A 23,413-nucleotide genomic window follows, 5' to 3' on the forward strand; every position below is an offset into this window, starting at 1 on the left:
ATATTCCCATTTTAACTGATTGTAGTGTAGGGCTACTCGACTCCCGCGGGAAAGCTCGACGTTCGCCCGCAGGAAAGCGAGTAGCCCGTAGCGGAAATCAGCCTCTTCGAATTAATTCAAATTTATAATAATGGTTAATCAACACACCTGTTTTTCTTATGTTTATCATAGCATTTTTTAGGTGAATATTAAAATATAGCTTCAATTGTGGTAGAATTTGCTTTTGCTCTATGTAATTTTTTCCGTCATAAATGTCAGAGCTTATGTTATAATAATCCCAGTATGCAAAGAAAGGTGTGACGAACCTTGGTGCGTAGTATGACTGGTTTTGGCAGAGGTGTCACAACAACAAGAGACTTTCAATTAACTGTAGAAATGCGCTCGGTCAACCATCGATTTTTAGAAGTTAATGCGAAATTTCCGAAAGAATGGCTTGAAGCAGAAATTTTTGCAAAGAAATTAATTTCACAAGCTTTGTCACGTGGCAAAATTGATGTGATGGTTTATGTTAAGGACTTAGATAACGTCGAGCAATCTATTGAAATTAATTGGTCATTAATTGAAGCGTATCGTAAGGCAAAAGAGCAACTAGCAAGTAAAGTACCATTAGAAGAAAAATGGACGATGCAAGAGTTATTATCGCTTGAACAAGCGCTTGTACAGGAAAAGCCACAGCTTACACCTGAGGATTTACTTTGTGCTGTTGAAAAAGCTATTAAGCAAGGACTTGAACAGCTGATTCAAATGCGTGAGCGTGAAGGGCAAGAATTGCAAGATGTTGTTGTACAATATAAAGAACAGTTAATGGAGCAAGTGAACCAGATTCGTTCATGCGCCTCTCTTGCTGTTGAAAAATATCGTACTCGATTATTGGAACGCATTACTGAAGTGGCGGATGGAGCGGTACTAGAAGATCGCCTATTTGCTGAAGTAGCGATATTCGCAGAACGTGTGGACATCACCGAAGAGTTGGACCGATTAGATAGTCACTTCAATCAACTGGAAGAAACATTACAAGAAAAGATTTCGGTTGGCCGTAAATTAGACTTTTTAATGCAGGAAATACACCGTGAGATCAATACGATAGGCTCGAAAAATCAATCAACAGAGGCGGCCATAGCGGTAGTTCAGGCGAAAACGATTTTAGAAAAGATGCGCGAGCAAGTTCAAAATATCGAATAGCTTGTATGTATCTGTTATAAATTAAGGGAGATATAGAGAATAAATGATAAAAGAACGTGGATTATTAATTGTTCTGTCTGGCCCATCTGGTGTAGGTAAAGGGACAGTGCGAAAAGAATTATTTTCTCAGCCGAATACAAATTATGAGTACTCCATCTCGATGACAACACGAAATCCTCGCGAAGGTGAAGTAGATGGTGTAGACTATTTTTTCAAGACACGTGAAGAATTTGAGGCGTTGATTGAACAGGGTGGCTTATTGGAGCATGCTGAATTTGTAGGGAATTATTACGGAACACCGTTAGCCTACGTAAATGAAACACTTGATGCAGGTCGTGATGTGTTTTTAGAAATTGAAGTACAGGGTGCTGCACAAATCCGTAAAAAAGCACCAGATGCATTATTTATTTTCTTAGCCCCACCAAGCTTGACGGAATTAAAAGACCGTTTAGTTGGTCGTGGGACAGAAACAGCCGAAGTTATTGCAAAACGTATTGCAACTGCAAGTGAAGAGCTTGAAATGATGAGCCTTTACGATTATGTAGTTGAAAATGATGAAGTGACAAATGCCTGTGATCGTATAAATGCGATTATTAAAGCCGAGCATTGTCGTAGAGAACGTGTTGAAAAAAGATATTTGTCAATGTTGAGAGGAGAATAAACCCATGTTATACCCATCAGTAGATACATTAAAAAAAGAAATCGATTCAAAATACTCTTTAGTAAGTCTAGCATCTAAACGTGCTCGTCAAATGCAAGAGGAACAAAACACTGAACGCTTACACAAGTATGTTTCACATAAATACGTAGGGAAAGCACTTGAAGAAGTGGCGGCAGGTGTACTTACGAAGGTATCACAGGATGAGTCAACTGTGTACGAAGACGAAATCTAACATTGGTGTAAATAAGCTTTTGCAATTAATGTTAAAGTTTGCAGTGGATTTTTGATTATACAGAATGCCGAGAGCTCCCGAGGAATTTTCCTTTGGGAGCTTATCATTTGAAAGGACGATTGTATATGAATAAAAATATTTTACTTTGTGTTTCAGGTGGTATAGCGGTTTATAAGGCTGTCGCTCTAGTTAGCAAGCTATCACAGGCAGGGGCAAATGTAAAGGTCGTCATGACAGCATCGGCAAGACAATTTGTTAATCCGTTGAGCTTTCAAGTTATGTCTAAAAATGATGTTTTTTTCGATACTTTTGATGAAAAGGATTCGAGTGTTATTGCTCATATTGATTTGGCGGATTGGGCAGATTTAATTTTAGTTGCACCAGCTACCGCAAATATCATAGGGAAATTAGCAAATGGAATTGCAGACGATATGGTAACGACAATCTTGCTTGCAACAACTGCCCCTGTATGGCTTGCACCAGCGATGAATGTACATATGTATGACCATCCAGCGGTAAAACGAAATTTGGCTCAGTTACAAACTGATGGCTATCAATTTATAGAGCCTTCAGAAGGATTTTTGGCATGTGGCTATGTTGGTAAAGGCCGTTTAGAGGAGCCAGAAAAAATAACGGCCATTGTGCAAGAATTTTTTTCAGAGAAGCTTAAACCATTAGCTGGTAAAACGGTAGTTGTTACAACTGGAGCTTTCTATGTTCCGCTGGACGAGCACCATATTATAAGTACACAGTCGAATAGTAAAATTGGTCAGGCAATAGCAAAAGAGGCAAAAACACTTGGGGCAAATGTTATCCTAATAGATGAGAAAGAAACAAGCGTGTATAAGCTCTTTGAACTGCTTGAGGATTATAAAAAGCAATATCCATCTGCATTTTTTATCCATGCTGCAAATACGCCTACAATTGAAGGGGCACCGATACTATCCGTAGAAGGAATTAGCGCAATTACTTTTGGACAAAAGGTTATTGGTGAACCAATGTTAACAATTATGTCTGACACGTGGATTGATTTTAGTGAAACGGCAGAAGTAAATGGTCAATTGTGGGATACGACAAATGCCACGCAGTTTGCGCAAGCATTTTGGACATATGTATTGCAGGGTGAGAAGCAATGAGTTTTTTGATTGCAGAGGTTATAGTGGATGTTTCAACTTACCATGTAGATCGTCCATTTGACTATGAAGTACCAACAGAATGGGCACATATTATAGAGATGGGCTGTCGTGTAAAAGTACCGTTTGGGCCACGAAATGTTTTAGGCTTTGTGGTCGGGGTAAAAAATGAAACAGATGTACCATCAAATAAATTAAAGTCTATTGCGCAAATTTTAGATATAGAGCCTGTATTAACCGAAGAAATGCTGTTAATGGCAAAGTGGCTGAAAAACGAAACGATTTGCTATGAAATTGATGCCTTACAGGTCATGCTCCCTTCAGCGCTTCGAGCGAAGTATGAAAAAATCGTAACGCTACTAGTGGAGAAAGACGCTTTGCCAGCTGAAGCTCAAGCTATTTTTGGCAAGCGACAACAGGCTAATTTCAAAGAGTTCGAGCGTGCAGAATTACTTCCTTTATTAAAACAGCTTATCACTAATAAATTTGTAAAAATTGAAAATGTTGTGAAGCAGCAAGGTAATGTGAAAGAAATACGGATGGTCAAAATTTCAGATAATCAGCAAGATGTCGACAAAGCAATGGAAAGTGCAGCGAGAGCAGCTAAACAACGCCAGCTGATTGAATGGATGGGCAAACATCTTGGAGAGGTCCTTTTGCCACAGAAAATCTATGAGGAAACAGGCACATCTACCGCGGTATTACAGTCAGTTATTGAAAAAGGAGCCGCTCATTTTATACAAGAAGAGGTGTATCGAGATCCCTTTACGAAGGAGGTTTCCCGTACACAATCTTTACAATTGACGGAAGAGCAGCACATAGCACTAAAGGCTATTACTAGATCGATGGAAGAACAGACTGCGAAAACTTTTTTACTACACGGCGTCACGGGAAGTGGTAAAACTGAAATATATTTGCAAGCGATACAAAAGGTGTTAGATGAAGGTAAGGAAGCCATTATGCTAGTGCCTGAAATATCATTAACACCACAAATGACAGAGCGTTTTCGTAGTCGTTTTGGTGAGATGGTTGCTGTGATGCATAGTGGCTTATCTGTCGGTGAAAAGTATGATGAATGGCGTAAAATTCAGCAAGGAAAGGTAAGCGTTGTTGTTGGAGCTCGTTCGGCAATTTTCGCACCTTTTACAAATATAGGTCTAATTATTTTGGATGAAGAGCATGAATCCACATACAAGCAAGAAGATTCACCACGTTATCACGCTAGAGATGTAGCGATATGGCGAAGTGAATTTTACAAATGTCCAGTTATATTAGGTAGTGCAACGCCTGCGCTTGAGTCATTTGCGAGAGCAAAAAAGGGCGTGTATAGTTTGCTATCATTAAAGCGACGTGCTTTGCATCAACCATTACCAACAGTTTTTATTGCCGATATGCGAGAAGAACTTCAAAAAGGGAATCGTTCTATGTTTTCGGAGCAGCTTGTTGATGCTATACGTGTAAGACTTGAGAAAAAAGAACAAATGGTGTTGTTTTTAAATCGTCGTGGCTATTCTTCTTTTGTGCTTTGTCGTGATTGTGGAACGGTTGTACAATGTCCGAACTGTGACATCTCGTTAACGTATCATCGAACAACAGAGAAATTAAAATGCCATTATTGCGGTTATGAGGAGCGTGTTCCACAAATATGTCCACAATGCCAGAGTGAGCATATCCGTTATTTTGGTACGGGAACACAAAAAGTAGAGGAAGAAATTTATAAGCTGTTTCCTGAGGCAAGGGTTCTTCGAATGGATGTTGATACAACAAAGCAAAAAGGTGCACATGAAGAAATTTTGCAAGCATTTGGGGAAGGACAGGCAGATATTTTGCTAGGGACGCAAATGATTGCTAAAGGTCTTGATTTTCCTAATATTACGCTTGTTGGTGTACTTAGTGCTGATACATCTCTGCATCTTCCTGATTACCGTGCAGCGGAGCGTACATTCCAATTATTAACGCAGGTTAGTGGTAGGGCTGGACGTCATGAAAAGCACGGTGAGGTTATTATTCAATCGTATACACCAGAGCATTATGCAATTGAATTGGCAAAAATACAAGATTACGAGCCATTTTACGAACGTGAAATGTTTTTACGCCGCCGCTCAAGCTATCCACCGTATTATTATGTAGCACTTGTTCAAATATCCCATGAAGATGTCATGATAGCGGCAGAGTATGCAGGACGTGCGGCAGATTGGCTAAGGGAAAACTTATCAAACCGAGTAGCAATTATTGGTCCAACAACTGCAAGTATTAGTCGTCTCCAAAATAGATATCGCTATCAATGTTTGATAAAATATAAAATTGAACCAAATCTCATTCCTGTGTTACAGCGCCTTCTTGCGATGTATCGAGCAGAATGGATTAAACAAGGTATACTAATGACGGTAGATTTAGATCCGTCAACTATATAAAATGCTCCATCAACGAAAGTTTGGGATGACATTTTGTGAAAATGTATGTCATGTGGATAAATTGATTGGAGTGGAGACTGGGTGACTCTTTGGGGATTAGCAATAGAGGAACGAAGGCTAAAACCATCACGTCCTGTGATAACGCCTTCGTGACCAACATCGGTGCTGTTGTCGCTTTGCTTTCACACATATAAAACATTTGCTGACCTAACGTCCCATGAAAGCGCCCAGCCGGAACGAAAATCAACTACGAGTTATGATGCTGAGCTTATTAAATGCTGAAAGAGTCGTAGCTAGTTATATGGAGTCCAATTAAATAAGGTATAACTTTAAATCAGTATATTGATTGGTGAATATAAGTTTGTGTTGGCTGATAGAAGAATTTTTTTGTTGCTATCTTGCTAATATATCCCCATTTTTTACTGATTGAAGCAGAGAGCTACTCGACTCCCGCGGGAAAGCGAGTAGCCCGTAGCGGAAATCAGAGCCTTCTAAATAATTAGAATGATAAAAATAGCTAATCAACACACTTGACCTTAAATATAGAAAAGAGGAACATAAGATGGCAATTAAAAAAGTTGTTGAAAATCCAGCAAAGATACTATCAACGCCGTGCGCGGAAGTAACAGAAATAAATGAAGAAATTATTACATTATTAGATGATTTATATGACACAATGGTTGAATACGATGGCGTTGGTATTGCAGCACCACAAATAAATGTAGGATTACGTGTTGCAATTGTCGAGCTTGGCGAGGAACGAGATATTTTAGAAATGATTAATCCGACTGTCATTAAAACGGATGGAGCTGAAGTAGATATTGAAGGATGCTTAAGCTTCCCAGGATTATACGGTGAGGTTGAACGACCTGATTATGTGAAAATTGAAGCATGTGACCGTGAAGGTCGTGTATATGAGCTAGAAGCGGGTGGCTTTGATGCAAGAGCAATTTTACATGAAATCGATCATTTAGATGGCGTGTTATTTGATTCAAAAATCAAACGCATTGTAACTGAAGAAGAGCTTGAAGCAATGTACGCTGAAGAGGAGGAATAACATGACTTCGATAATTTTTATGGGAACTCCTGATTTCTCCGCGCCAATTTTGCGTATGCTACATCATGAAGGTTATGATATTAAAGCTGTAGTTACACAACCAGACCGTCCTGTTGGGCGTAAGCGTGTGCTAACACCACCGCCTGTTAAGGCAGAAGCAATGGAGTTAGGTTTACAAGTTATTCAGCCTGAAAAGCTACGTGGTTCTGAGGAATTACAGCAAATTATTGATTTACAGCCTGACCTAGTGGTAACAGCCGCGTTTGGCCAAATTTTGCCGAAAGAATTGCTGGATGCACCACGGCTTGGTTGCATTAACGTCCATGCGTCACTTTTACCGAAGTATCGTGGTGGAGCACCTATTCACCAAGCAATTATTGATGGTGAAAAAGAAACTGGTGTAACAATCATGTACATGGCGGAAAAACTTGATGCCGGTGATATCATATCTCAAAAGGCTATCTCGATTGAAGAGGATGATCATACGGGTGGACTATTTGACAAACTAAGTGTTGTAGGTTGCGAATTATTAAAAGATACACTTCCTTCTATTATAAATGGCACAAATAGTCGTACAGTGCAGGATGAAGCACAAGTAACCTTTGCTAGCAATATTTCACGTGAACAAGAACGTATTGATTGGACAAAGGATGCTACAACTTTATACAATCAAGTGCGTGGTCTTCATCCGTGGCCAGTTGCCTATACAACATTTGAAGATGGCAACTTTAAAATTTGGTGGGCACAGGTCGGTGACACGAAGCATGATGCTATACCCGGTGAGGTTGTTGCGATTTCAAAGGATCATTTTGAAGTTGCAGCAGGAAATGGGACAACACTTGCCCTGTATGATGTACAACCAGCTGGTAAGAAACGCATGACAGCAGTGGAATATTTGCGTGGTACAGGTTCTAAATTACAGATTGGGGACCAATTTAAATGAGTAAAAAAAGCGTAGTAATTTGGGATGGAAATGTGCGTGATGCTTCACTTTCTATTCTGTTAGCAGTAGATAAAAATCAAGCCTATAGTAATTTGCTTTTAAATGAAACGATAAAGCGACATAAAATCGAAGCGAAGGATCGTGCGCTTTTAACAGAAATTACGTATGGCACTTTACAATATAAAATGACACTAGACTACTATTTAGAGCCATTTATTCGTGGCTCAGTGGATCATTGGGTGCGCTGGCTTTTACGTTTATCTTTATATCAAATGCATTATTTAACGCGTATTCCACCACATGCAGCGGTAAATGAGGCTGTAGAAATTGCTAAACGTCGAGGTCACCAGGGTATTGCTTCAATGGTCAACGGTATTTTACGATCTATTTTACGTCAGGGTGTAGCTTCTACTGATGAAATTAAAGATCCGATAGAGCGTCTTGCTATTGAAACGAGTCATCCTGTGTGGTTAGTACAACGCTTTGTCGATAACTATGGTATTAAAGTAGCGGCTGAAATGTTACATGAAAATAATGTGCCTCCAGTGCAGACTGTACGTGTAAATACAACGAAAGCAAGCGTTGAGCAAGCGATTGCCAGCATAGAAGCGGAAGGTTTATCAGCGAAAAGAAGCGAGCTAATGCCTGAATGTTTACATGTAACAAATGGTCAGCCGGCTCGAACAAAGGCATTCCAAGATGGGCTTATTACTATTCAGGATGAAAGCTCCATGATTCCAGCAAATGTTTTGCATCCATCTCCTGGCATGCGCGTCTTAGATATGTGTGCTGCTCCAGGTGGAAAGACAACACATATAGCCGAGATTATGAAAAACGAAGGTTCGATTTTAGCGACCGATCTTCACCCTCATAAATTAGATTTAATCGACCATAATACTGATCGTCTAGGGATTGATATAGTAGAGACTGCTCCAATCGATGGACGTAAGGCACCAGATTTTCTACAATTAGAATCATACGACGCTATATTAGTCGATGCACCTTGTAGTGGTTTAGGTGTTATGCGCCGCAAGCCAGATATTAAATATACAAAACGTGAGGAAGATTTAGAAAACCTCCAAAAAATACAATTGGCGCTATTAGATGCTGCAACAAAAGTATTGAAAATAGATGGCAAGCTTGTGTACAGTACATGTACTGTCGATAAAAAGGAAAATGAAGGTACTGTAGAGGCCTTTTTAACAACGCATCCAGAAATGGAAGCTATACAACTAGAATCTTTACCAACAAAATTAGCGGAAAAGCAAGCAAATGGCATGCTTCAAGTCTTTCCACAAGACTTTGGCAGTGACGGTTTCTTCGTTGCCGCCTTTCGTAAAAAAGGAGAATCCAACTAATGGTGGATCAAGAGAAATTTAATGAGCGTATTAACGACTTAGTTGAGGAAGCAGAAGACAAGCCTGTTCGACGCGAAAAAAAAGAAAAACCAAATTTAAAGGAATCGGTATACTCACTACAGCCGCAACAGTTAGAAGAATGGTTAAAGGAAAACGGTGAAAAACCGTTCCGTGCAGCACAAATTTTTGATTGGCTTTATAATAAACGTGTAAAAACATTTGAGGAAATGTCTAACCTTTCAAAGGGATTACGTGAAAAGCTTGAAACAAGTTTTGTATTGACGACATTGTCAACGATTATTAAACAGGAATCAAAAGATGGTACGATCAAGTTTTTATTCCAGTTACAAGATGGCTATTCTATTGAAACGGTATTAATGCGTCATGAATATGGGAATTCTATTTGTGTGACGACACAAGTAGGCTGCCGAATCGGCTGTACGTTCTGTGCATCAACTTTAGGTGGATTAAAACGTCACTTACAAGCAGGGGAAATCGTGGAGCAAGTTGTCAAAGTACAGCAGACTTTAGATGAAGTGGGCGAGCGTGTTTCACATATCGTCATTATGGGTATTGGAGAACCTTTCGATAATTATGATGCGATGATGAACTTCTTAAAAGTTATCAATAATGAAAAAGGGTTAAATATCGGAGCTCGTCACATCACTGTATCAACATCAGGGATTGTTCCAAAAATTTATCAATTTGCTGATGAACAGCTACAAATCAATTTTGCAGTATCATTACACGCACCAAATCAAGAGGCTCGTCAAAAACTGATGCCAATTGCACGTGCTTACAAATTGGATGAATTAATGGAAGCTGTCCGTTACTATACTAAAAAAACTGGCCGACGTGTAACTTTTGAGTATGGTTTAATGTCTGGCGAAAATGATTCAGTTGAAATTGCAGAAGAATTATCGGCATTAATAAAAGGAATTAAATGCCACGTGAACTTAATTCCTGTTAACTACGTACCAGAACGTGATTATGTCAGAACATCTCGTAGTCAAATTTTTGCCTTTGAAAAAACATTAAAGAAGAATGGTATTAACGTAACGATCCGCCGAGAGCAAGGTTCTGATATTGCAGCTGCGTGTGGACAATTACGTGCGCAAGAGAGATCTGAAGAGACGAGGTGACCAGTGTTGGAATACACAGTCGAAAGTGATATTGGGTTAAAACGAGCAATCAATGAAGACCGTGCGGCATTTTTTAATCGTCCAGACGGGCTTGCACTAGCACTTGTAGCGGACGGCATGGGTGGTCATAATGCTGGCGATGTAGCGAGCGATATGGCGATGAAACAGATAGAATCCGTTTTTTTACAGGCAGAGGCACATCATTTTGCATCAACGACAACAAAAAAAGAGTGGTTATTACAAGCAGTCAAGCAATTGAATAAAAGTATATATGACTATTCTTTATCACATGAAGACTGTAAAGGAATGGGCACGACGTTTATTGCAGTGTTAATTGAAAAAAATCATTGCTTTATCGCCCATGTTGGCGATAGTCGTGTGTATTATTTCTTTGATGATGGTGCACAACAAATAACAAGAGATCACTCCTATGTAAATGTTCTGGTTGAAAATGGTGAAATTAGTGAAGAGGAAGCGTTGACACATCCGAAGAAAAATTTCATCTTAAAAGCTGTTGGTACAGAAGAAACGATTGAACCAGACTTTTATGAAGTTGAATTAGCATCAGAATCGTATTTACTCATTTGCTCTGACGGTTTAAGCAATAAACTTACAGTGTATGAAATGGCATCAATTATTACGTATCCAGATTTTATAGAAGAAAAGGGAAGAAAACTTGTGGAATTAGCAAATGCAAGCGGGGGGGAAGACAATATCTCCCTCGTGCTGCTCACAAGGCAAGATGAGGAGGTGTAAGTATGCTTGTAGGTAAACGAATTAGTGACCGCTATAAAATTATTAAGCTTATTGGTGGCGGTGGTATGTCCAATGTTTATTTAGCACATGACATGATTTTAAACCGTGATGTAGCGATCAAAATATTACGCTATGATTTTACCAATGAGGATGATTTGCATCGACGTTTTCAACGTGAAGCACTTTCTGCTACAAGCCTTACTCATCCAAATATCGTAAGTATTTATGATGTAGGTGATGATGGTGATCTACATTATATTGTGATGGAGTATGTTCAAGGAAAAACATTGAAGCAGTACATACAGGAATTTGCACCAATTTCTCCTGCCAGAAGTGTGCATATTATGAAGCAGTTAACATCAGCAATTGCCAATGCTCATGAAAATCATATTATCCATCGTGACATTAAGCCTCAAAATATATTAATGGATGCAGAGGGCAATGTTAAAATAACTGATTTTGGCATAGCGATGACGCTTAGTGCAACGTCATTTACACAAACGAACTCCGTGCTTGGAACGGTGCATTATTTATCACCAGAGCAGGCTCGTGGTGGTACGGCAACAAACAGATCTGATATTTATGCACTTGGCATTGTTTTATATGAATTATTAACAGGGGAATTGCCATTTTCAGGCGAGTCAGCTGTTTCTATAGCGCTTAAACATTTACAATCAGAGACACCGTCAGTTCGTGCATTCGATGCTACAATTCCACAAAGTGTGGAAAATGTTGTGCTAAAAGCTACAGCAAAAGATGCTTCTCATCGTTATTCAACTGTAGAAGAAATGCAAGCAGATTTAGAGACAGTTTTATCACCAAATCGTATCAATGAACCGAAGTTTGTAATACCGGAAGATAATGATATTACAAAGGCTATTCCGATTATAAAAGAGCCAACTATACGTAAAGACGAAGATTTAACGAAGACAAGAGTAATCGAACCAATTGCACAATCAAAGCCGAAACCCGAAGCTAAGAAGCCTGTTGAAAAGGCAGTACCTGTAAAGAAAAAGAAAAAATGGCCAATATATGTTGCTGGACTAGTAATAGCAGCCATCGCCATTTTCCTATTCTTATTCTTTGCCACAAATCTATTTAGCCCGAAAAAGATACCTGTACCTAGTGTGGCTAATATGACAACTGAGGAAGCTACTAAGAAATTAGTGGCTGAAGGTTTTACTGTCGGTAAAGAACCTCAGGAGCGTTATGATGAGAGCGTCGAAAAGGGTAAGGTCATTGAAACGGACCCTTCTGAGGGTACAGAGCGTGTAAAAGGTACGGAAATAGACTTAATCGTTAGTCTTGGGATAGAGACGACGAAAGTGGAAGATTATAGAGGACAGCAAATTAGCCAAGTTAAATCAATGTTAAAGGATAAATTTTTAGAGCCTGAAATTAAGTACGTGCATTCAACAGAGCCAGAAGGACAAATTATTGAGCAAGAGCCGAAACCTCAAGAAGAAGTAATTGCTAAAGATACAACGATGAAATTTACGGTAAGCGCAGGAGTGCAAATGGTAACCGTGGATAATGTTGAGAATTACACAAAGGCTCAAATGGATGAGTATGTAAGTAGAAAAGGCCTAAAATGGCGTATTTCTTCGGAAGACTATAATGATACAGTGGCTGCTGGAAGTGTTATTTCGCAATTGACAAAAGCTGGGACTGAAGTTGAAGTAGGATCTACAATCGTTGTTGTCATAAGTAAGGGACCTGCCGAAAAACCTAAAAAAACTTTGGTGAAAACTGTGGCTGTGAAAATACCATATGAACCAGCTGAGGAAGGTATGAAGCAAAATATTCGTATTGTGATTCAAGATAAAAACCATACGATGTCATCAGCAGCTGATTCATTTACTATTACGGCTGATACAGACTATAAAATACAGCTTGTCATTGAAGAGGGCCAAGTAGGCGCATATAAAGTTATACGTGATTCGGAAATCATTGCTGAAGATAGTTTCAGCTCTGATGATGTTAAATAAGGGGGAATTGGATGGCGCAAGGCCAAATTCGTAAAGCATTAAGCGGTTATTACTATGTATATGATGGAGAACAACTATTACAATGTCGAGGACGTGGGGTATTTCGCAATCGCGGGGAATCCCCACTCGTTGGCGACATGGTAGAATATACTCTGGAAACAGAAGGCTCGGACGGAACTATCCAAAAAATTATGGAACGTCAAAATGAATTAGTACGTCCTCCAATTGCTAATATTGATCAAGGCATTTTAGTGTTTTCTGTAAAAGAACCTAATTTTAATACAATTTTACTGGATCGTTTCCTAGTTGTTTTAGAGTCATTTCATGTTCATCCGATTATTTGTTTAACAAAGATGGATTTGCTAGAAGACCATGAACGTGAGGAATTACAAGGTTATATAGCAGATTATGAAAGTATGGGTTATACGGTGCTACAAACCTATAAGGGTGAGGAAGAATTAGTTGATCGTCTACAACCCATTTTAAAGGGGAAAACTTCCGTGTTAGCAGGGCAATCTGGAGTTGGGAAATCCACACTACTAAATACATTGATTCCAGATTTAAATTTAAAAACAGGAATTATTTCACAAAGCTTAGGGCGTGGGAAACATACAACTCGCCACGTTGAATTAATCGAGGTATGTGATGGCTTATTAGCAGATACCCCAGGATTTAGTTCATTTGATTTTGATGAAATAGAAAAAGAAGAATTAGGTGCGTGCTTCCCTGAAATGGCCCGTATTGCAGATGATTGTAAATTTAGAGGCTGTTTACACTTAAAGGAACCTAAATGTGCAGTAAAGGCAGCGGTAGAAGTGGGAGAAATTCGTGACTATCGTTATAAACACTACGAACAATTTATGCAAGAAATTATGGATCGAAAGCCGAGGTATTAATGATGATACAAATAGCACCATCAATTTTAGCAGCTAACTTTGCTAAATTAGGAGAAGAAGTAAAGGAAGTAGAAAAGGCGGGGGCTCAGCTTATTCATATCGATGTTATGGATGGTCATTTTGTGCCAAACATTTCTTTTGGTTCTATCGTATTAGATGCAATCCGTCCATTAACGGATTTACCGCTAGACGTTCATTTAATGATCGAAAATCCGGATCAATATATTGAACAATTCGCCAAAGCAGGAGCAGACTATATTACGGTGCATGTAGAAGCTTGCCGCCATTTACACCGTACAATCCAATTAATTCGTTCATGTGGAGTAAAACCTGGTGTTGTATTAAATCCACATACACCAATTGAATCTATTCAGCATATATTAGAGGATATTGATATGGTGTTGTTTATGACAGTGAATCCAGGGTTTGGTGGACAAAAATTCATTCATTCTGTTGTGCCAAAAATTGAAGCATTAGCAACAATTATTAAAGAACGTAATCTCGATATTGCTATAGAGATCGACGGTGGTATTAATGCAGAGACGATTATTCCTTGTGCAAAAGCAGGTGCAACAATTTTTGTAGCTGGTTCAGCAATTTATAGTAAAGAAGATCGTTCAGCAGCTTTACAGGAAATTTTAGCTGCTGGTGAGGCAGCGATTCAAGGATGACAGTAGTCGTTGTTTGTGCAGGTGGACCAAGAGAGGAACTCTGTTCATTTAGTCCATTTAAAGAGCAAAGAGATGTGTTATTTATCGGAGCTGACCGAGGAGCGCTATACTTAATCGAGCAAGGAATCATACCACATGCCATAGTAGGAGATTTTGACTCACTATCGCAAGAGGAATATGAGCTGGTGATGGCACATACAAATGATAGACAAAGATTCCAGGAAGAAAAAGACGAAACAGACACAGACTTAGCGTTATTAAAAGCCTTGACCTATACACCGCTAGAAATTGTACTTACAGGTGTTACAGGTGGACGTTTAGATCATTATGAAGCAGCAGTTCGTTCGATTTATCGTTTACAAAAAGAGCATCCACAAATAGTATTGAAGATTATTAATCATGCAAATATGTTGCAATTTTTAATGCCAGGCACACACATCATTGAAGCAAATGAGCAATACCGTTATCTGTCTTTCTTTGCACATGAAGAGCCTATTAAAGATGTAACATTAAGGCAAGTAAAGTATGAAACAACAAATGAAGAAATCTCTCTTGGTACATCTCGGTTTACAAGTAATGAAATAATAGGCAATTCAGGGTCTATATCTTTCTCGCAAGGCATATGTTTAATGATAAGAAGCATAGATTAGCGTAAGGGGGAGAGAGTCCTGAAAGTATATACGTTCCAGCTACCTAAATTTGTAAGTAGTATTACGCGTACGTGTATCAACATGTTTAAAAAAGAAAAGAAAGTAAAAAAATCCGACTAACACTAGTCGGATTTTTCTTTTAGTGTTGAAAAACAAAATGATGTGATTGTATACCTGTTGCCGCTGACACTTCGTTTTCGCGCAGAAAACAATGCTACGTTAACACTACACTTTCGCACAGAGAACAATTGTTGCTACAGCTACGTTAACACTACGCTTTCGCACAGAAAACATTTGCCGCTGAAGTTCCATTTCTATCACTATAAATTAGAGTGCTATGTCAGAAGATACACACTATGTGAAATGGTTGATTGAAGTGGAGACTGGGCGACTCCTCGGGGATCAGCGTCACAGATGTGACCCTGCAGCGAAGCGAAGCGGCTCATCGGACGCCCCCAGTCGGAACTGAAATCAACCCTTTGTTTTGCAGGAGAGCCATGTAACTGCGGTTTTTATAGATAAAAGGCGATTGTTATGCTGAATTGAGGCTGTTATATGTAAAGAAAGCCGCTAGTAATTACAATGAGACGTAATTACTAGCGGCTTAGTCATTTCATTGTATTTAAGGTCGCTCACTAGAACGAATGATTAAATACAACTTCTACTTTTATCTAAATATTCACAAAGGCGGTTGGTAGTTTGCCCAGTTAATTAAGAAAGAAAAAAATCGATTTGCGCCAAATGCGAAATCGATTTTTTGGAAGCAACGATTAAACGCGCTCGATTTTACCTGATTTTAATGCACGTGCAGAAACCCATACACGTTTAGGTTTACCGTTTACTAAGATACGAACTTTTTGAAGGTTAGCACCCCAAGTACGTTTATTAGCGTTCATAGCGTGGGAACGGTTGTTACCAGTACGAGCTTTACGTCCAGTGATTACACATTGTTTTGGCATGTTGTATTCCCTCCTTACTGTTAATGCTGAAAGATTATTATTTCAGTTCGGTATTTCACATACCATAATAATTTAACATACGATGACGTTCAGTGCAACAGTTTTCACATAACCTTTCAAGAAAAAAACCTTTACAGACATAAATAATTGTCAGATAAGAGGGAATCAATTTCTAGATACAGCAGATATAGGCTAATATAATTAAAAAGTTTGCAATAATATAAGGCGTGTTAATTAACCATTTTTATCCACTTTGATTAATTAGAAGGCTCTGAATTCCGTTACGGGCTACTCGCTTTGTCGCTGCCGCTACGCTTTCGCACAGAAAAAATCTGCTTCGTGCATGGTCTCGTCTGTCTCGCTTTCCCGCGGGAAGCTTTGTTCTACGACAAAAGCAGCGATAGGAGCACTCGTGTGCCCTACGCTACAATCAGTTGAAATAGGAACTTATTAGCAAAATAGCAATAAAAAATCCTTTTATCGCTTCATAATAAAGCTGTTTTTTCCCATTCAACACGCCTGCAATATTATTTTCCTCGGTAGCCAAGCTTCATAGAAACGTGTTTACCAGTTTCAATTAAACGCTCTGTAAGGGTATTAATATGTTCTGTTGAAACATTAAAGCTAACAAAACCTATACTTACTGCACCGACTACTTCATTAAAACCATTTAAAATGGAAACTGCGATTGAGGATGTTCCTGCAGTTCTTTCCCCATGACTAATGGCAAATCCTTGTAGTTTTATTTTCTCAAGCTGTGCCTCTAATTCAGCGATTTCTTCATGAGGAATAAGCTGTTGAATAATTTCCCTTGCCTGAGAAACAGGCATTGTGGCTAAAATGGCCTTATTTGCAGCCCCGATATGCATCGGTATGCGAATTCCTAACTGATCGTAAATACGAATTGGATTAGCTGGGCTGTCTATTCTTTCGATAATAATTGTATCTAAACCAGCGGGCTTACTTAAATAGACACTTTCCTCGACTTCTCTTGCTAAACGCTCTAATTCTGGCCTAATTTTACTAATGTAGTCCATCGTATCATACACTTGTAAACCAAGTTCCATCCATATTGTACCTAGTCGATATTGCTTAGTTTGATCGTCTTGTTCAATCATTCCTTCTTTAATCATCGCTTTTAAAATTCTATGTAATGTACTTAGTGGTAAATTGCATTTTGCTGAAAGCTCTGAAATGGACAAGCTATTTTCACTTGCATCAGAAGCCAAAACTTTAGCGATTGTCATAGCTCGTTCTAATAATTGCATTCCTGTCCCACCTCTCCTTCATTTATTTTATTTTTATTCGTGGTCTACGTCTAGCTACATAATGGCGGATTTTGTTTAATTACGCTTTTTATCCAGAACAGAATGAATATAAAAACTTTTCTAAATATATTGACAGTATACCTTAAAACGCATATATTTTTCATATAAACTTTCCTCTATGCGGAAACGTTTTCCACTACACGGAAAAGGGGGTGAAGGGAATGCATTATTGTTCATCAATGTTTGCACCTTTGAAACACGTAATAGTAAAACATCCAAAAGATGCGTTCCGAAACCAAGAGCATCTTAGCGATAAATGGAAAACATTTAACTACTTATCAGAGCCTAACTATGATGAGGCTCTTACAGAATATGCTGAATTTATGAGTATTCTAGAAAAGTATGTTGAAAAAATTGATTTTTTACCACAATCAGATGAAGTAGGGTTAGATTCGTTGTATGCGCATGACCCTGTAAAATTCACACCAAATGGTGCCATTATCTTAAAATCTGGTAAAAAATTAAGACAGCCAGAGGCCGCTGTTTATAAAGTATTTTTACAAGAAAAGGGCATTCCAGTTATCGGAGAATTGACTGGAGAGGCAGTATCAGATGGTGGAGATATTGTTTGGCTTGATGATCGTACACTTGTTGTAGGTCGAGGCTATCGAACGAATGATGAAGCTATTCGTCAGCTAAAGGACATGACTGCGGATATTGTCGATGAATTCATTGTAGTACAGCTACCGCACGATTTAGGTGAAGCAGAATGTTTACACTTAATGTCCTTCATTAGTATGGTTGATAAGGATTTAGCGGTTGTACATTCACCATTAATGCCAGTTTTTTTTCGACAGCTTCTAATCGAGCGAGGTATTCAATTAATTGAAGTCCCGAAAGATGAGTATGATGCGCTAGGCTGTAACGTTTTAGCACTTGCACCTAGAGTATGTCTTGTTCCAAATGGAAATCCAATTACAAAACAACAATTACTTAATGCAGGCGTAACAGTTTATGAATATAAAGGAAATGAAATCACGGTAAAAGGGACAGGTGGACCAACATGTCTAACTTGCCCAGTCATAAGAGGATAAAAGGAGACGAAGTTAAATGTTTAAAAACGTTATTGTAAAAAATCCAGGGAATAGTTATGTCAATGGTTTAACGACAAGTGACTTAGGAAAACCAATTTTAGAAGTATTATTTGAGCAGCATGAAAAATATGTTGAAGCTTTAAAGAGATGTGGCGTAGAGGTTACACAGCTTCCAGCAAATGAAGCCTTCCCAGATTCAACATTCGTAGAGGATACAGCTGTTTTAACACCTGAATTTGCCATTATTTCAAATCCAGGGGCAGAAGCTCGTAATCGTGAGATTGAAGAAATCGAACCAGCTGTTAAAAAGTTCTATGGAAAATTATATTATATCGAAGGTCCAGGAACACTTGATGGCGGAGATGTATTACAGGCAGAAAAGAAATTTTATGTCGGCATCTCTGATCGTACTAATGAAGCAGGAGCTCAACAATTCAAAGAAATCGTTGAAAAAGAAGGCTATGAGGCAACGATTATTCCACTAAAGGAATTTTTCCATTTAAAAACAGGCATCGCATATGTTGGCGAAAATCGTATGGTGGTAGCAGGAGAGTTTATCGAACACCCTGCATTCGAAACCTATGAAAAAATTATTATTCCAAAAGAGGATGAGTATTCAGCAAACTGTATTCAAGTAAATGATTATGTCATTATTCCAGCTGGCTATCCAGAAACAAATCGTAAATTAAATGATTTAGGCTACCAAACAATTGAGCTTGAAATGTCTGAATTTAGGAAACATGATGGTGGGCTAAGCTGCCTGTCATTACGTTTTTAATTCAATACCCAATCAATTTATAGGAGATAAATTGATTGGGTCCTTTAATAAAAAATATCAGAATTTTCAGCATATTAATAACAACTAGAGAGTGGGGATGGATGTTGAGTAAAGGGGAACAACGGCAAGATAATCAATTAAACCGTTCTATGAAAAGTCGCCATTTATTAATGCTTTCGCTCGGTGGAGTTATTGGAACAGGCCTATTTTTAAATGTCGGCTACACAATTAATCAAGCAGGTCCCGGAGGCGCATTAATTGGTTATTTATTTGGTGGTTTAATATTGTATATGGTCATGAATTGTCTTGGAGAATTAGCTGTTTACATGCCAGTAACTGGTTCTTTCCAAACCTATGCAACACGTTTTATTAGTCCTTCAGCAGGATTTTCTTTAGGATGGATGTATTTTGTTGGGTCAGCTGCCACAGCAGGGGTAGAATTTACTGCAGCGGGCATTTTGATGCAACATTGGTTTCCACATGTCCCTATATGGATATGGTGTGCCGTATTTATGGTCTTGTTATTTACTTTAAATGCATTAACAACTAAGGGCTTTGCAGAAGCAGAATTCTGGTTTGCAAGCATTAAAGTCATTGCAGTGATTGCATTTATCGTAATAGGGGTGGCAGCAATCTTTGGATTGATTCCGTTAGCTGATCGTCCAACACCACATTTTACGAATTTAGCACCGTCTGGTTTATTCCCAGCAGGTATTGCAATTATATTTGTCACAATGATGAATGTTATCTTTTCTTATCAAGGTTCTGAACTTGTCGGTATTGCAGCAGGAGAAACTGAAAATCCAGAGAAAAATATTCCTCGGGCAATAAAGACAATTCTTTTTAGAATAATAGTTTTTTATATTGCTTCTATTATTGTTTTATCTGCCATATTCCCTTCATCGGAGCTTGGACTACTGGAAAGCCCGTTTGTCACATTGATGAATTTAGCTGGCGTTCCATATGCTGCTGGCATCATGAACTTTGTTATTTTAACAGCGATATTATCAGTAGGTAACTCATGTCTATATGCTTCAACACGTTTATTATGGTCGATGTCAAAAGAGGGAATGGCTCCTAAATTATTCGGACGACTAACGAAAAATAAAGTGCCATTAAATGCACTCATTTTCACAATGCTTTTCTCGTTGCTTTCTTTATTAACGAGCGTGATGGAAGCAGATGCAGTATTTGTTTTACTCATGTCTATTGCCGGAATTTCTGTAACAATTTCATGGATGGGAATTTGCGCATCTCAATTGATGTTCCGATATCGTTATGTGAAAGCAGGAGGGGATGTGGCTGAATTGAAATTTAAGACGCCATTTTATCCATTGATTCCAGTGTTCTGTATTAGTTTTTGTACGCTAATTCTTGTCTTTTTAGCATTCGATCCAACACAAAGAGTTGGTTTACTATATGGTATTGGATTCTTTATTGCTTGCATGATTTTCTATAAAGTAAAATTGAGTAAAACAAATATAGTTTCTTCTGAGATTAAAATGAAAAATGAGGAATCACTTGATATACATTGATATGTATTCGGTGTTGAGAAGATCGGATAAAGGAGAATTTTTATGAATGATTATCTTTGGAATACACCTGAAAAACTACGTGCATTATTATGTGAAATTGTTAGTTGGGAAAGTAGGACATTAACAAAAGGTGAACATGAATTTGCCTATAAACTAAAAAATAAATTGCAAACGCTTTCTTATTTTAAGGAAAATCCGGAATTTATTGAATTACATGATGCGAGCCTTGAACGCAATGCTGTGACTGCCTTGTATAAGCACCCGTCTGCAACAGAAACGGTTGTGCTAATTAGTCATTTTGATACTGTCCATACTGAAGAATATGGTGAACTGGAACCATTAGCTTTCTTCCCAGAAGAGTTGACAAAAAAGCTAATGGAACCTAAATACAAAAAGGATTTACCTGAAGCGGCAAGGATTGATTTAGAATCAGGTAACTATTTATTTGGACGTGGGACGATGGATATGAAAATGGGGTTAGCTTTGCATATGCAGTTGATTGAAAAGGCAAGTATCGAAGAATGGCCAATCAATCTTATTTTAACGGCTGTGCCAGATGAAGAAGTAAACTCTGCTGGAATGCGTGCAGCAGTTGTTGAGCTTGTAAGACTTCGTGAACAGTATGGATTATCTTATAAACTATTTTTAAATAGTGAGCCTTCTTTTTCACAAGGCCCAGCTGATACCAATGAATATATTTATTCAGGAACGATCGGTAAAATTATGCCGGCTACCTTATTTTACGGAAAAGAGACACATGTAGGTGAACCATTAAAAGGAATGACAGCAAATTTTATTGCTTCATACATGACACAACATATGGAGTGGAATCCAATATTCCGTGAAACAGACCTTGGTGAAAGTACACCATTACCTGTATCCTTACAATTAAAAGATTTGAAAATGGAGTATTCTACACAAACACCATATCGTGCAGCAGCCCTTTATAATGTGTTTTTATTAAAGCGCACAGCATCGGAAGTAATGGATATTTTTGAACAAGTTGCAATGGAAGCTATGGCAGCTTGTAATGAACAATATAAGCGGATTTGTGAAAGAGAAAAGGTACATGGCGTAGGTGAAGTAAAAGTACTTCGGTATGAGGCACTTTTAGAGCATGCGATCAAGAAATTAGGCGCTGAGGAAGTAAATTTAATAAAAAGTCAAGTTCTTGAAAATAGTACATGGGATGATCGAGAGAAATCTATTCGCATCGTGGATCAGCTAATGATTCGTTGCCAGGAGCTAACACCGGCGACAGTGCTATTATATGCACCACCTTATTATCCAGCGATCAATTCATCCGATCATCCGCTTGTCATTCAATCGATTGAATTAATGAAGAAAACAGCAAAAACATTTGATATTGAAGTGGAGCAAATTCACTATTTTAATGGTATTTGTGATTTGAGCTATGTCAATTATTCGGATGACTCTAATGAATGGACAGCATTCGAGCGCAACACACCGGTTTGGGGAGACACTTACAGTATTCCATTTGAAGCAATGTCCGCACTACAAGGCCCTGTTTTAAACGTTGGACCTTTTGGCAAGGATGCCCACCAAAAGACTGAAAGGTTACATGTGGATAGCGCATTTAAAGAAATGCCAGTGATGATTGATACGCTTATAAAAAGCCTATTTTAATTTAAGACATAAAAAGCGAAGCGACAGCAAAAAAGTGCCCAGTCGGAACGGAAATCAACCCATCGCTTGCCGAAGAATCATATTTTTTAACATGACACCTTCATTTCATTGACACAAAAGTTTTTCAAAAACATGAAAGCTGATCTTTGATAATAAAGAATCAGCTTTTTTATTTTTTTTAGAAAATATTTTATGAAACGAAGTGAAATGCCTGCTATAGAAGTTTGTTCTTGACTACGAAACCTGCCAAGCAATATGGTAGGTTTTTTGATCTTTTTTAAAAGGTGGATCAAATTCCGCTCATTTTTCTACAATTTTGCAAAAGACTATTTGTATTTTTTATTATGTAGACGATAAAAATAGGACAAATTAGCATCTTCATTTAGACAAATTTTTTTAGCGGCAGTCAGCGTCGGGATGTGTCATGCGAAGATCTCAAATAACAAGCAATTGAAAACATGCTGTGAATTAGCCGATCAAGCATTATATACAGCAAAACAAAAAGGTCGAAACAACTTTTACAGCAAAAGTGGAAATTTCGATGAAGATGTATCTTTATAATGTCAGTAAAACGTTGATACAGTGCGCTTTTAGGCTTTCCAAGGTTGCTTAATGTGTAACGAAAGTGTTACAATATAATTTAGTCAAAAAGAGCCAAGGGGGCATTTCTATGTCAATTGAATTAAACAATGAATTCGGCCAAATTGATATTTCAACAGATGTACTTGCACAAATAGCTGGTGGCGCTGCTGTAGAATGCTACGGTATTGTTGGCATGGCATCTAAACATCAAATTCGTGATGGTCTAACTGATATTTTACGTAAAGAAAATTTTGCAAAAGGTGTTGTTATTCGAAAACAGGACGACGATTTACATATCGATATGTACATTATTGTTAGTTACGGGACAAAAATTTCGGAAGTTGCTTATCAAGTACAATCGAAAGTGAAATATACAGTTGATAAAACATTAGGTATGAGCGTGAAATCTGTCAATATCTTTGTGCAGGGCGTTCGTGTAGCGAATGATTAAGAGGAGGAACTAAATC

General features: G+C 38.2%; 23 protein-coding genes. 21 read left to right on the forward strand and 2 right to left on the reverse strand.

The window, feature by feature from the left end; all coding sequences use genetic code 11:
* Nucleotides 1-306: 306 nt before the first annotated feature.
* The 15 genes from ACQKNC_RS04840 (at nucleotide 307) to spoVM (ending at nucleotide 15,203) form a co-directional block, all read left to right on the forward strand.
* Complete coding sequence (locus tag ACQKNC_RS04840; RefSeq protein ID WP_427423739.1) at nucleotides 307-1,182, forward strand: YicC/YloC family endoribonuclease; 876 nt, start codon at nucleotides 307-309, stop codon at nucleotides 1,180-1,182.
* 43 nt (nucleotides 1,183-1,225) lie between these two features.
* Complete coding sequence (gmk, locus tag ACQKNC_RS04845; RefSeq protein WP_053594155.1) at nucleotides 1,226-1,843, forward strand: guanylate kinase; 618 nt, start codon at nucleotides 1,226-1,228, stop codon at nucleotides 1,841-1,843.
* 4 nt (nucleotides 1,844-1,847) lie between these two features.
* Nucleotides 1,848-2,075 (forward strand): DNA-directed RNA polymerase subunit omega, encoded by a 228-nt coding sequence (gene rpoZ / locus ACQKNC_RS04850; protein ID WP_427423740.1) that lies wholly within the window; start codon nucleotides 1,848-1,850, stop codon nucleotides 2,073-2,075.
* A gap of 125 nt (nucleotides 2,076-2,200) precedes the next feature.
* On the forward strand, nucleotides 2,201-3,211 hold the full coding sequence (coaBC, locus tag ACQKNC_RS04855; protein WP_427423741.1) for a bifunctional phosphopantothenoylcysteine decarboxylase/phosphopantothenate--cysteine ligase CoaBC: 1,011 nt from the start codon (nucleotides 2,201-2,203) through the stop codon (nucleotides 3,209-3,211).
* Nucleotides 3,208-5,622 carry a primosomal protein N' gene (gene priA, locus ACQKNC_RS04860; protein WP_427423742.1) on the forward strand — a complete coding sequence of 805 codons (2,415 nt, stop codon included), beginning with the start codon at nucleotides 3,208-3,210 and terminating at the stop codon, nucleotides 5,620-5,622. Before coaBC ends, priA begins: the two co-directional genes overlap by 4 nt.
* 562 nt (nucleotides 5,623-6,184) lie before the next feature.
* Nucleotides 6,185-6,679 carry a peptide deformylase gene (gene def / locus ACQKNC_RS04865; protein ID WP_427423743.1) on the forward strand — a complete coding sequence of 165 codons (495 nt, stop codon included), beginning with the start codon at nucleotides 6,185-6,187 and terminating at the stop codon, nucleotides 6,677-6,679.
* A gap of 1 nt (nucleotide 6,680) precedes the next feature.
* Nucleotides 6,681-7,622 (forward strand): methionyl-tRNA formyltransferase, encoded by a 942-nt coding sequence (gene fmt, locus ACQKNC_RS04870; protein WP_427423744.1) that lies wholly within the window; start codon nucleotides 6,681-6,683, stop codon nucleotides 7,620-7,622.
* Nucleotides 7,619-8,980, forward strand: coding sequence for a 16S rRNA (cytosine(967)-C(5))-methyltransferase RsmB (gene rsmB / locus ACQKNC_RS04875; protein ID WP_427423745.1), 1,362 nt, complete (start codon nucleotides 7,619-7,621; stop codon nucleotides 8,978-8,980). Before fmt ends, rsmB begins: the two co-directional genes overlap by 4 nt.
* Entirely contained in the window at nucleotides 8,980-10,122 is a 1,143-nt protein-coding gene (gene rlmN, locus ACQKNC_RS04880; protein ID WP_427423746.1) for a 23S rRNA (adenine(2503)-C(2))-methyltransferase RlmN, read from the forward strand. Before rsmB ends, rlmN begins: the two co-directional genes overlap by 1 nt.
* Before the next feature lie 6 nt (nucleotides 10,123-10,128).
* Nucleotides 10,129-10,878, forward strand: a complete 750-nt coding sequence (locus ACQKNC_RS04885) for a Stp1/IreP family PP2C-type Ser/Thr phosphatase (RefSeq protein WP_427423929.1) — start codon at nucleotides 10,129-10,131, stop codon at nucleotides 10,876-10,878.
* 2 nt (nucleotides 10,879-10,880) lie between these two features.
* Nucleotides 10,881-12,866: a Stk1 family PASTA domain-containing Ser/Thr kinase gene (pknB, locus tag ACQKNC_RS04890; RefSeq protein ID WP_427423747.1), complete on the forward strand. Its 1,986-nt coding sequence runs from the start codon at nucleotides 10,881-10,883 to the stop codon at nucleotides 12,864-12,866.
* Between the two features lie 11 nt (nucleotides 12,867-12,877).
* Nucleotides 12,878-13,762: a ribosome small subunit-dependent GTPase A gene (gene rsgA / locus ACQKNC_RS04895; protein ID WP_427423748.1), complete on the forward strand. Its 885-nt coding sequence runs from the start codon at nucleotides 12,878-12,880 to the stop codon at nucleotides 13,760-13,762.
* 2 nt (nucleotides 13,763-13,764) lie between these two features.
* Nucleotides 13,765-14,433, forward strand: coding sequence for a ribulose-phosphate 3-epimerase (rpe, locus tag ACQKNC_RS04900; RefSeq protein ID WP_427423749.1), 669 nt, complete (start codon nucleotides 13,765-13,767; stop codon nucleotides 14,431-14,433).
* The gene (locus ACQKNC_RS04905; RefSeq protein ID WP_427423750.1) at nucleotides 14,430-15,083 is read left to right on the forward strand and encodes a thiamine diphosphokinase; all 654 of its coding nucleotides are present in this window, start codon (nucleotides 14,430-14,432) and stop codon (nucleotides 15,081-15,083) included. Before rpe ends, ACQKNC_RS04905 begins: the two co-directional genes overlap by 4 nt.
* Before the next feature lie 18 nt (nucleotides 15,084-15,101).
* Complete coding sequence (spoVM, locus tag ACQKNC_RS04910) at nucleotides 15,102-15,203, forward strand: stage V sporulation protein SpoVM (RefSeq protein ID WP_156304606.1); 102 nt, start codon at nucleotides 15,102-15,104, stop codon at nucleotides 15,201-15,203.
* 650 nt (nucleotides 15,204-15,853) lie between these two features.
* Here spoVM and rpmB read toward each other — a convergent pair.
* Together rpmB and ACQKNC_RS04920 are read right to left on the reverse strand one after the other, a co-directional pair.
* Complete coding sequence (gene rpmB, locus ACQKNC_RS04915) at nucleotides 15,854-16,042, reverse strand: 50S ribosomal protein L28 (protein ID WP_024362078.1); 189 nt, start codon at nucleotides 16,040-16,042, stop codon at nucleotides 15,854-15,856.
* Between the two features lie 527 nt (nucleotides 16,043-16,569).
* Complete coding sequence (locus ACQKNC_RS04920) at nucleotides 16,570-17,310, reverse strand: IclR family transcriptional regulator (protein ID WP_427423751.1); 741 nt, start codon at nucleotides 17,308-17,310, stop codon at nucleotides 16,570-16,572.
* 221 nt (nucleotides 17,311-17,531) lie between these two features.
* On the opposite strand from ACQKNC_RS04920, the gene ACQKNC_RS04925 reads away from it, so the two are divergent.
* From ACQKNC_RS04925 to ACQKNC_RS04950, 6 genes are all read left to right on the forward strand, one after another.
* Nucleotides 17,532-18,404, forward strand: coding sequence for a dimethylarginine dimethylaminohydrolase family protein (locus ACQKNC_RS04925; RefSeq protein ID WP_427423752.1), 873 nt, complete (start codon nucleotides 17,532-17,534; stop codon nucleotides 18,402-18,404).
* A gap of 16 nt (nucleotides 18,405-18,420) precedes the next feature.
* A complete protein-coding gene (locus ACQKNC_RS04930) occupies nucleotides 18,421-19,182 on the forward strand; it encodes a dimethylarginine dimethylaminohydrolase family protein (RefSeq protein ID WP_427423753.1) in 762 nt (253 codons plus the stop codon).
* Between the two features lie 101 nt (nucleotides 19,183-19,283).
* Nucleotides 19,284-20,717 (forward strand): amino acid permease, encoded by a 1,434-nt coding sequence (locus ACQKNC_RS04935; RefSeq protein WP_427423754.1) that lies wholly within the window; start codon nucleotides 19,284-19,286, stop codon nucleotides 20,715-20,717.
* A gap of 42 nt (nucleotides 20,718-20,759) precedes the next feature.
* Nucleotides 20,760-22,364 carry a M20/M25/M40 family metallo-hydrolase gene (locus ACQKNC_RS04940; RefSeq protein ID WP_427423755.1) on the forward strand — a complete coding sequence of 535 codons (1,605 nt, stop codon included), beginning with the start codon at nucleotides 20,760-20,762 and terminating at the stop codon, nucleotides 22,362-22,364.
* Between the two features lie 390 nt (nucleotides 22,365-22,754).
* A complete protein-coding gene (locus ACQKNC_RS04945) occupies nucleotides 22,755-22,925 on the forward strand; it encodes a diguanylate cyclase domain-containing protein (protein WP_427423930.1) in 171 nt (56 codons plus the stop codon).
* A 109-nt stretch (nucleotides 22,926-23,034) separates the two neighbouring features.
* A complete protein-coding gene (locus tag ACQKNC_RS04950; protein ID WP_053594173.1) occupies nucleotides 23,035-23,397 on the forward strand; it encodes an Asp23/Gls24 family envelope stress response protein in 363 nt (120 codons plus the stop codon).
* The last annotated feature ends 16 nt before the right edge of the window (nucleotides 23,398-23,413 follow it).

It is taken from the genome of Lysinibacillus sp. NPDC094177, from assembly GCF_050279145.1.
Taxonomy (GTDB): Bacteria; Bacillota; Bacilli; order Bacillales_A; family Planococcaceae; genus Lysinibacillus.

Coding starts and splice junctions, on each gene's coding strand:
- ACQKNC_RS04920 (WP_427423751.1), bottom strand. CDS start 17,310: ATGCAATTATTAGAACGAGCTATGACAATCGCTAAAGTTTTGGCTTCT.
- rsgA (WP_427423748.1), top strand. CDS start 12,878: ATGGCGCAAGGCCAAATTCGTAAAGCATTAAGCGGTTATTACTATGTA.
- rpe (WP_427423749.1), top strand. CDS start 13,765: ATGATACAAATAGCACCATCAATTTTAGCAGCTAACTTTGCTAAATTA.
- pknB (WP_427423747.1), top strand. CDS start 10,881: ATGCTTGTAGGTAAACGAATTAGTGACCGCTATAAAATTATTAAGCTT.
- def (WP_427423743.1), top strand. CDS start 6,185: ATGGCAATTAAAAAAGTTGTTGAAAATCCAGCAAAGATACTATCAACG.
- ACQKNC_RS04925 (WP_427423752.1), top strand. CDS start 17,532: ATGCATTATTGTTCATCAATGTTTGCACCTTTGAAACACGTAATAGTA.
- ACQKNC_RS04950 (WP_053594173.1), top strand. CDS start 23,035: ATGTCAATTGAATTAAACAATGAATTCGGCCAAATTGATATTTCAACA.
- fmt (WP_427423744.1), top strand. CDS start 6,681: ATGACTTCGATAATTTTTATGGGAACTCCTGATTTCTCCGCGCCAATT.
- ACQKNC_RS04940 (WP_427423755.1), top strand. CDS start 20,760: ATGAATGATTATCTTTGGAATACACCTGAAAAACTACGTGCATTATTA.
- coaBC (WP_427423741.1), top strand. CDS start 2,201: ATGAATAAAAATATTTTACTTTGTGTTTCAGGTGGTATAGCGGTTTAT.
- rpoZ (WP_427423740.1), top strand. CDS start 1,848: ATGTTATACCCATCAGTAGATACATTAAAAAAAGAAATCGATTCAAAA.
- gmk (WP_053594155.1), top strand. CDS start 1,226: ATGATAAAAGAACGTGGATTATTAATTGTTCTGTCTGGCCCATCTGGT.
- ACQKNC_RS04935 (WP_427423754.1), top strand. CDS start 19,284: ATGTTGAGTAAAGGGGAACAACGGCAAGATAATCAATTAAACCGTTCT.
- rpmB (WP_024362078.1), bottom strand. CDS start 16,042: ATGCCAAAACAATGTGTAATCACTGGACGTAAAGCTCGTACTGGTAAC.
- rlmN (WP_427423746.1), top strand. CDS start 8,980: ATGGTGGATCAAGAGAAATTTAATGAGCGTATTAACGACTTAGTTGAG.
- priA (WP_427423742.1), top strand. CDS start 3,208: ATGAGTTTTTTGATTGCAGAGGTTATAGTGGATGTTTCAACTTACCAT.
- ACQKNC_RS04905 (WP_427423750.1), top strand. CDS start 14,430: ATGACAGTAGTCGTTGTTTGTGCAGGTGGACCAAGAGAGGAACTCTGT.
- rsmB (WP_427423745.1), top strand. CDS start 7,619: ATGAGTAAAAAAAGCGTAGTAATTTGGGATGGAAATGTGCGTGATGCT.
- ACQKNC_RS04930 (WP_427423753.1), top strand. CDS start 18,421: ATGTTTAAAAACGTTATTGTAAAAAATCCAGGGAATAGTTATGTCAAT.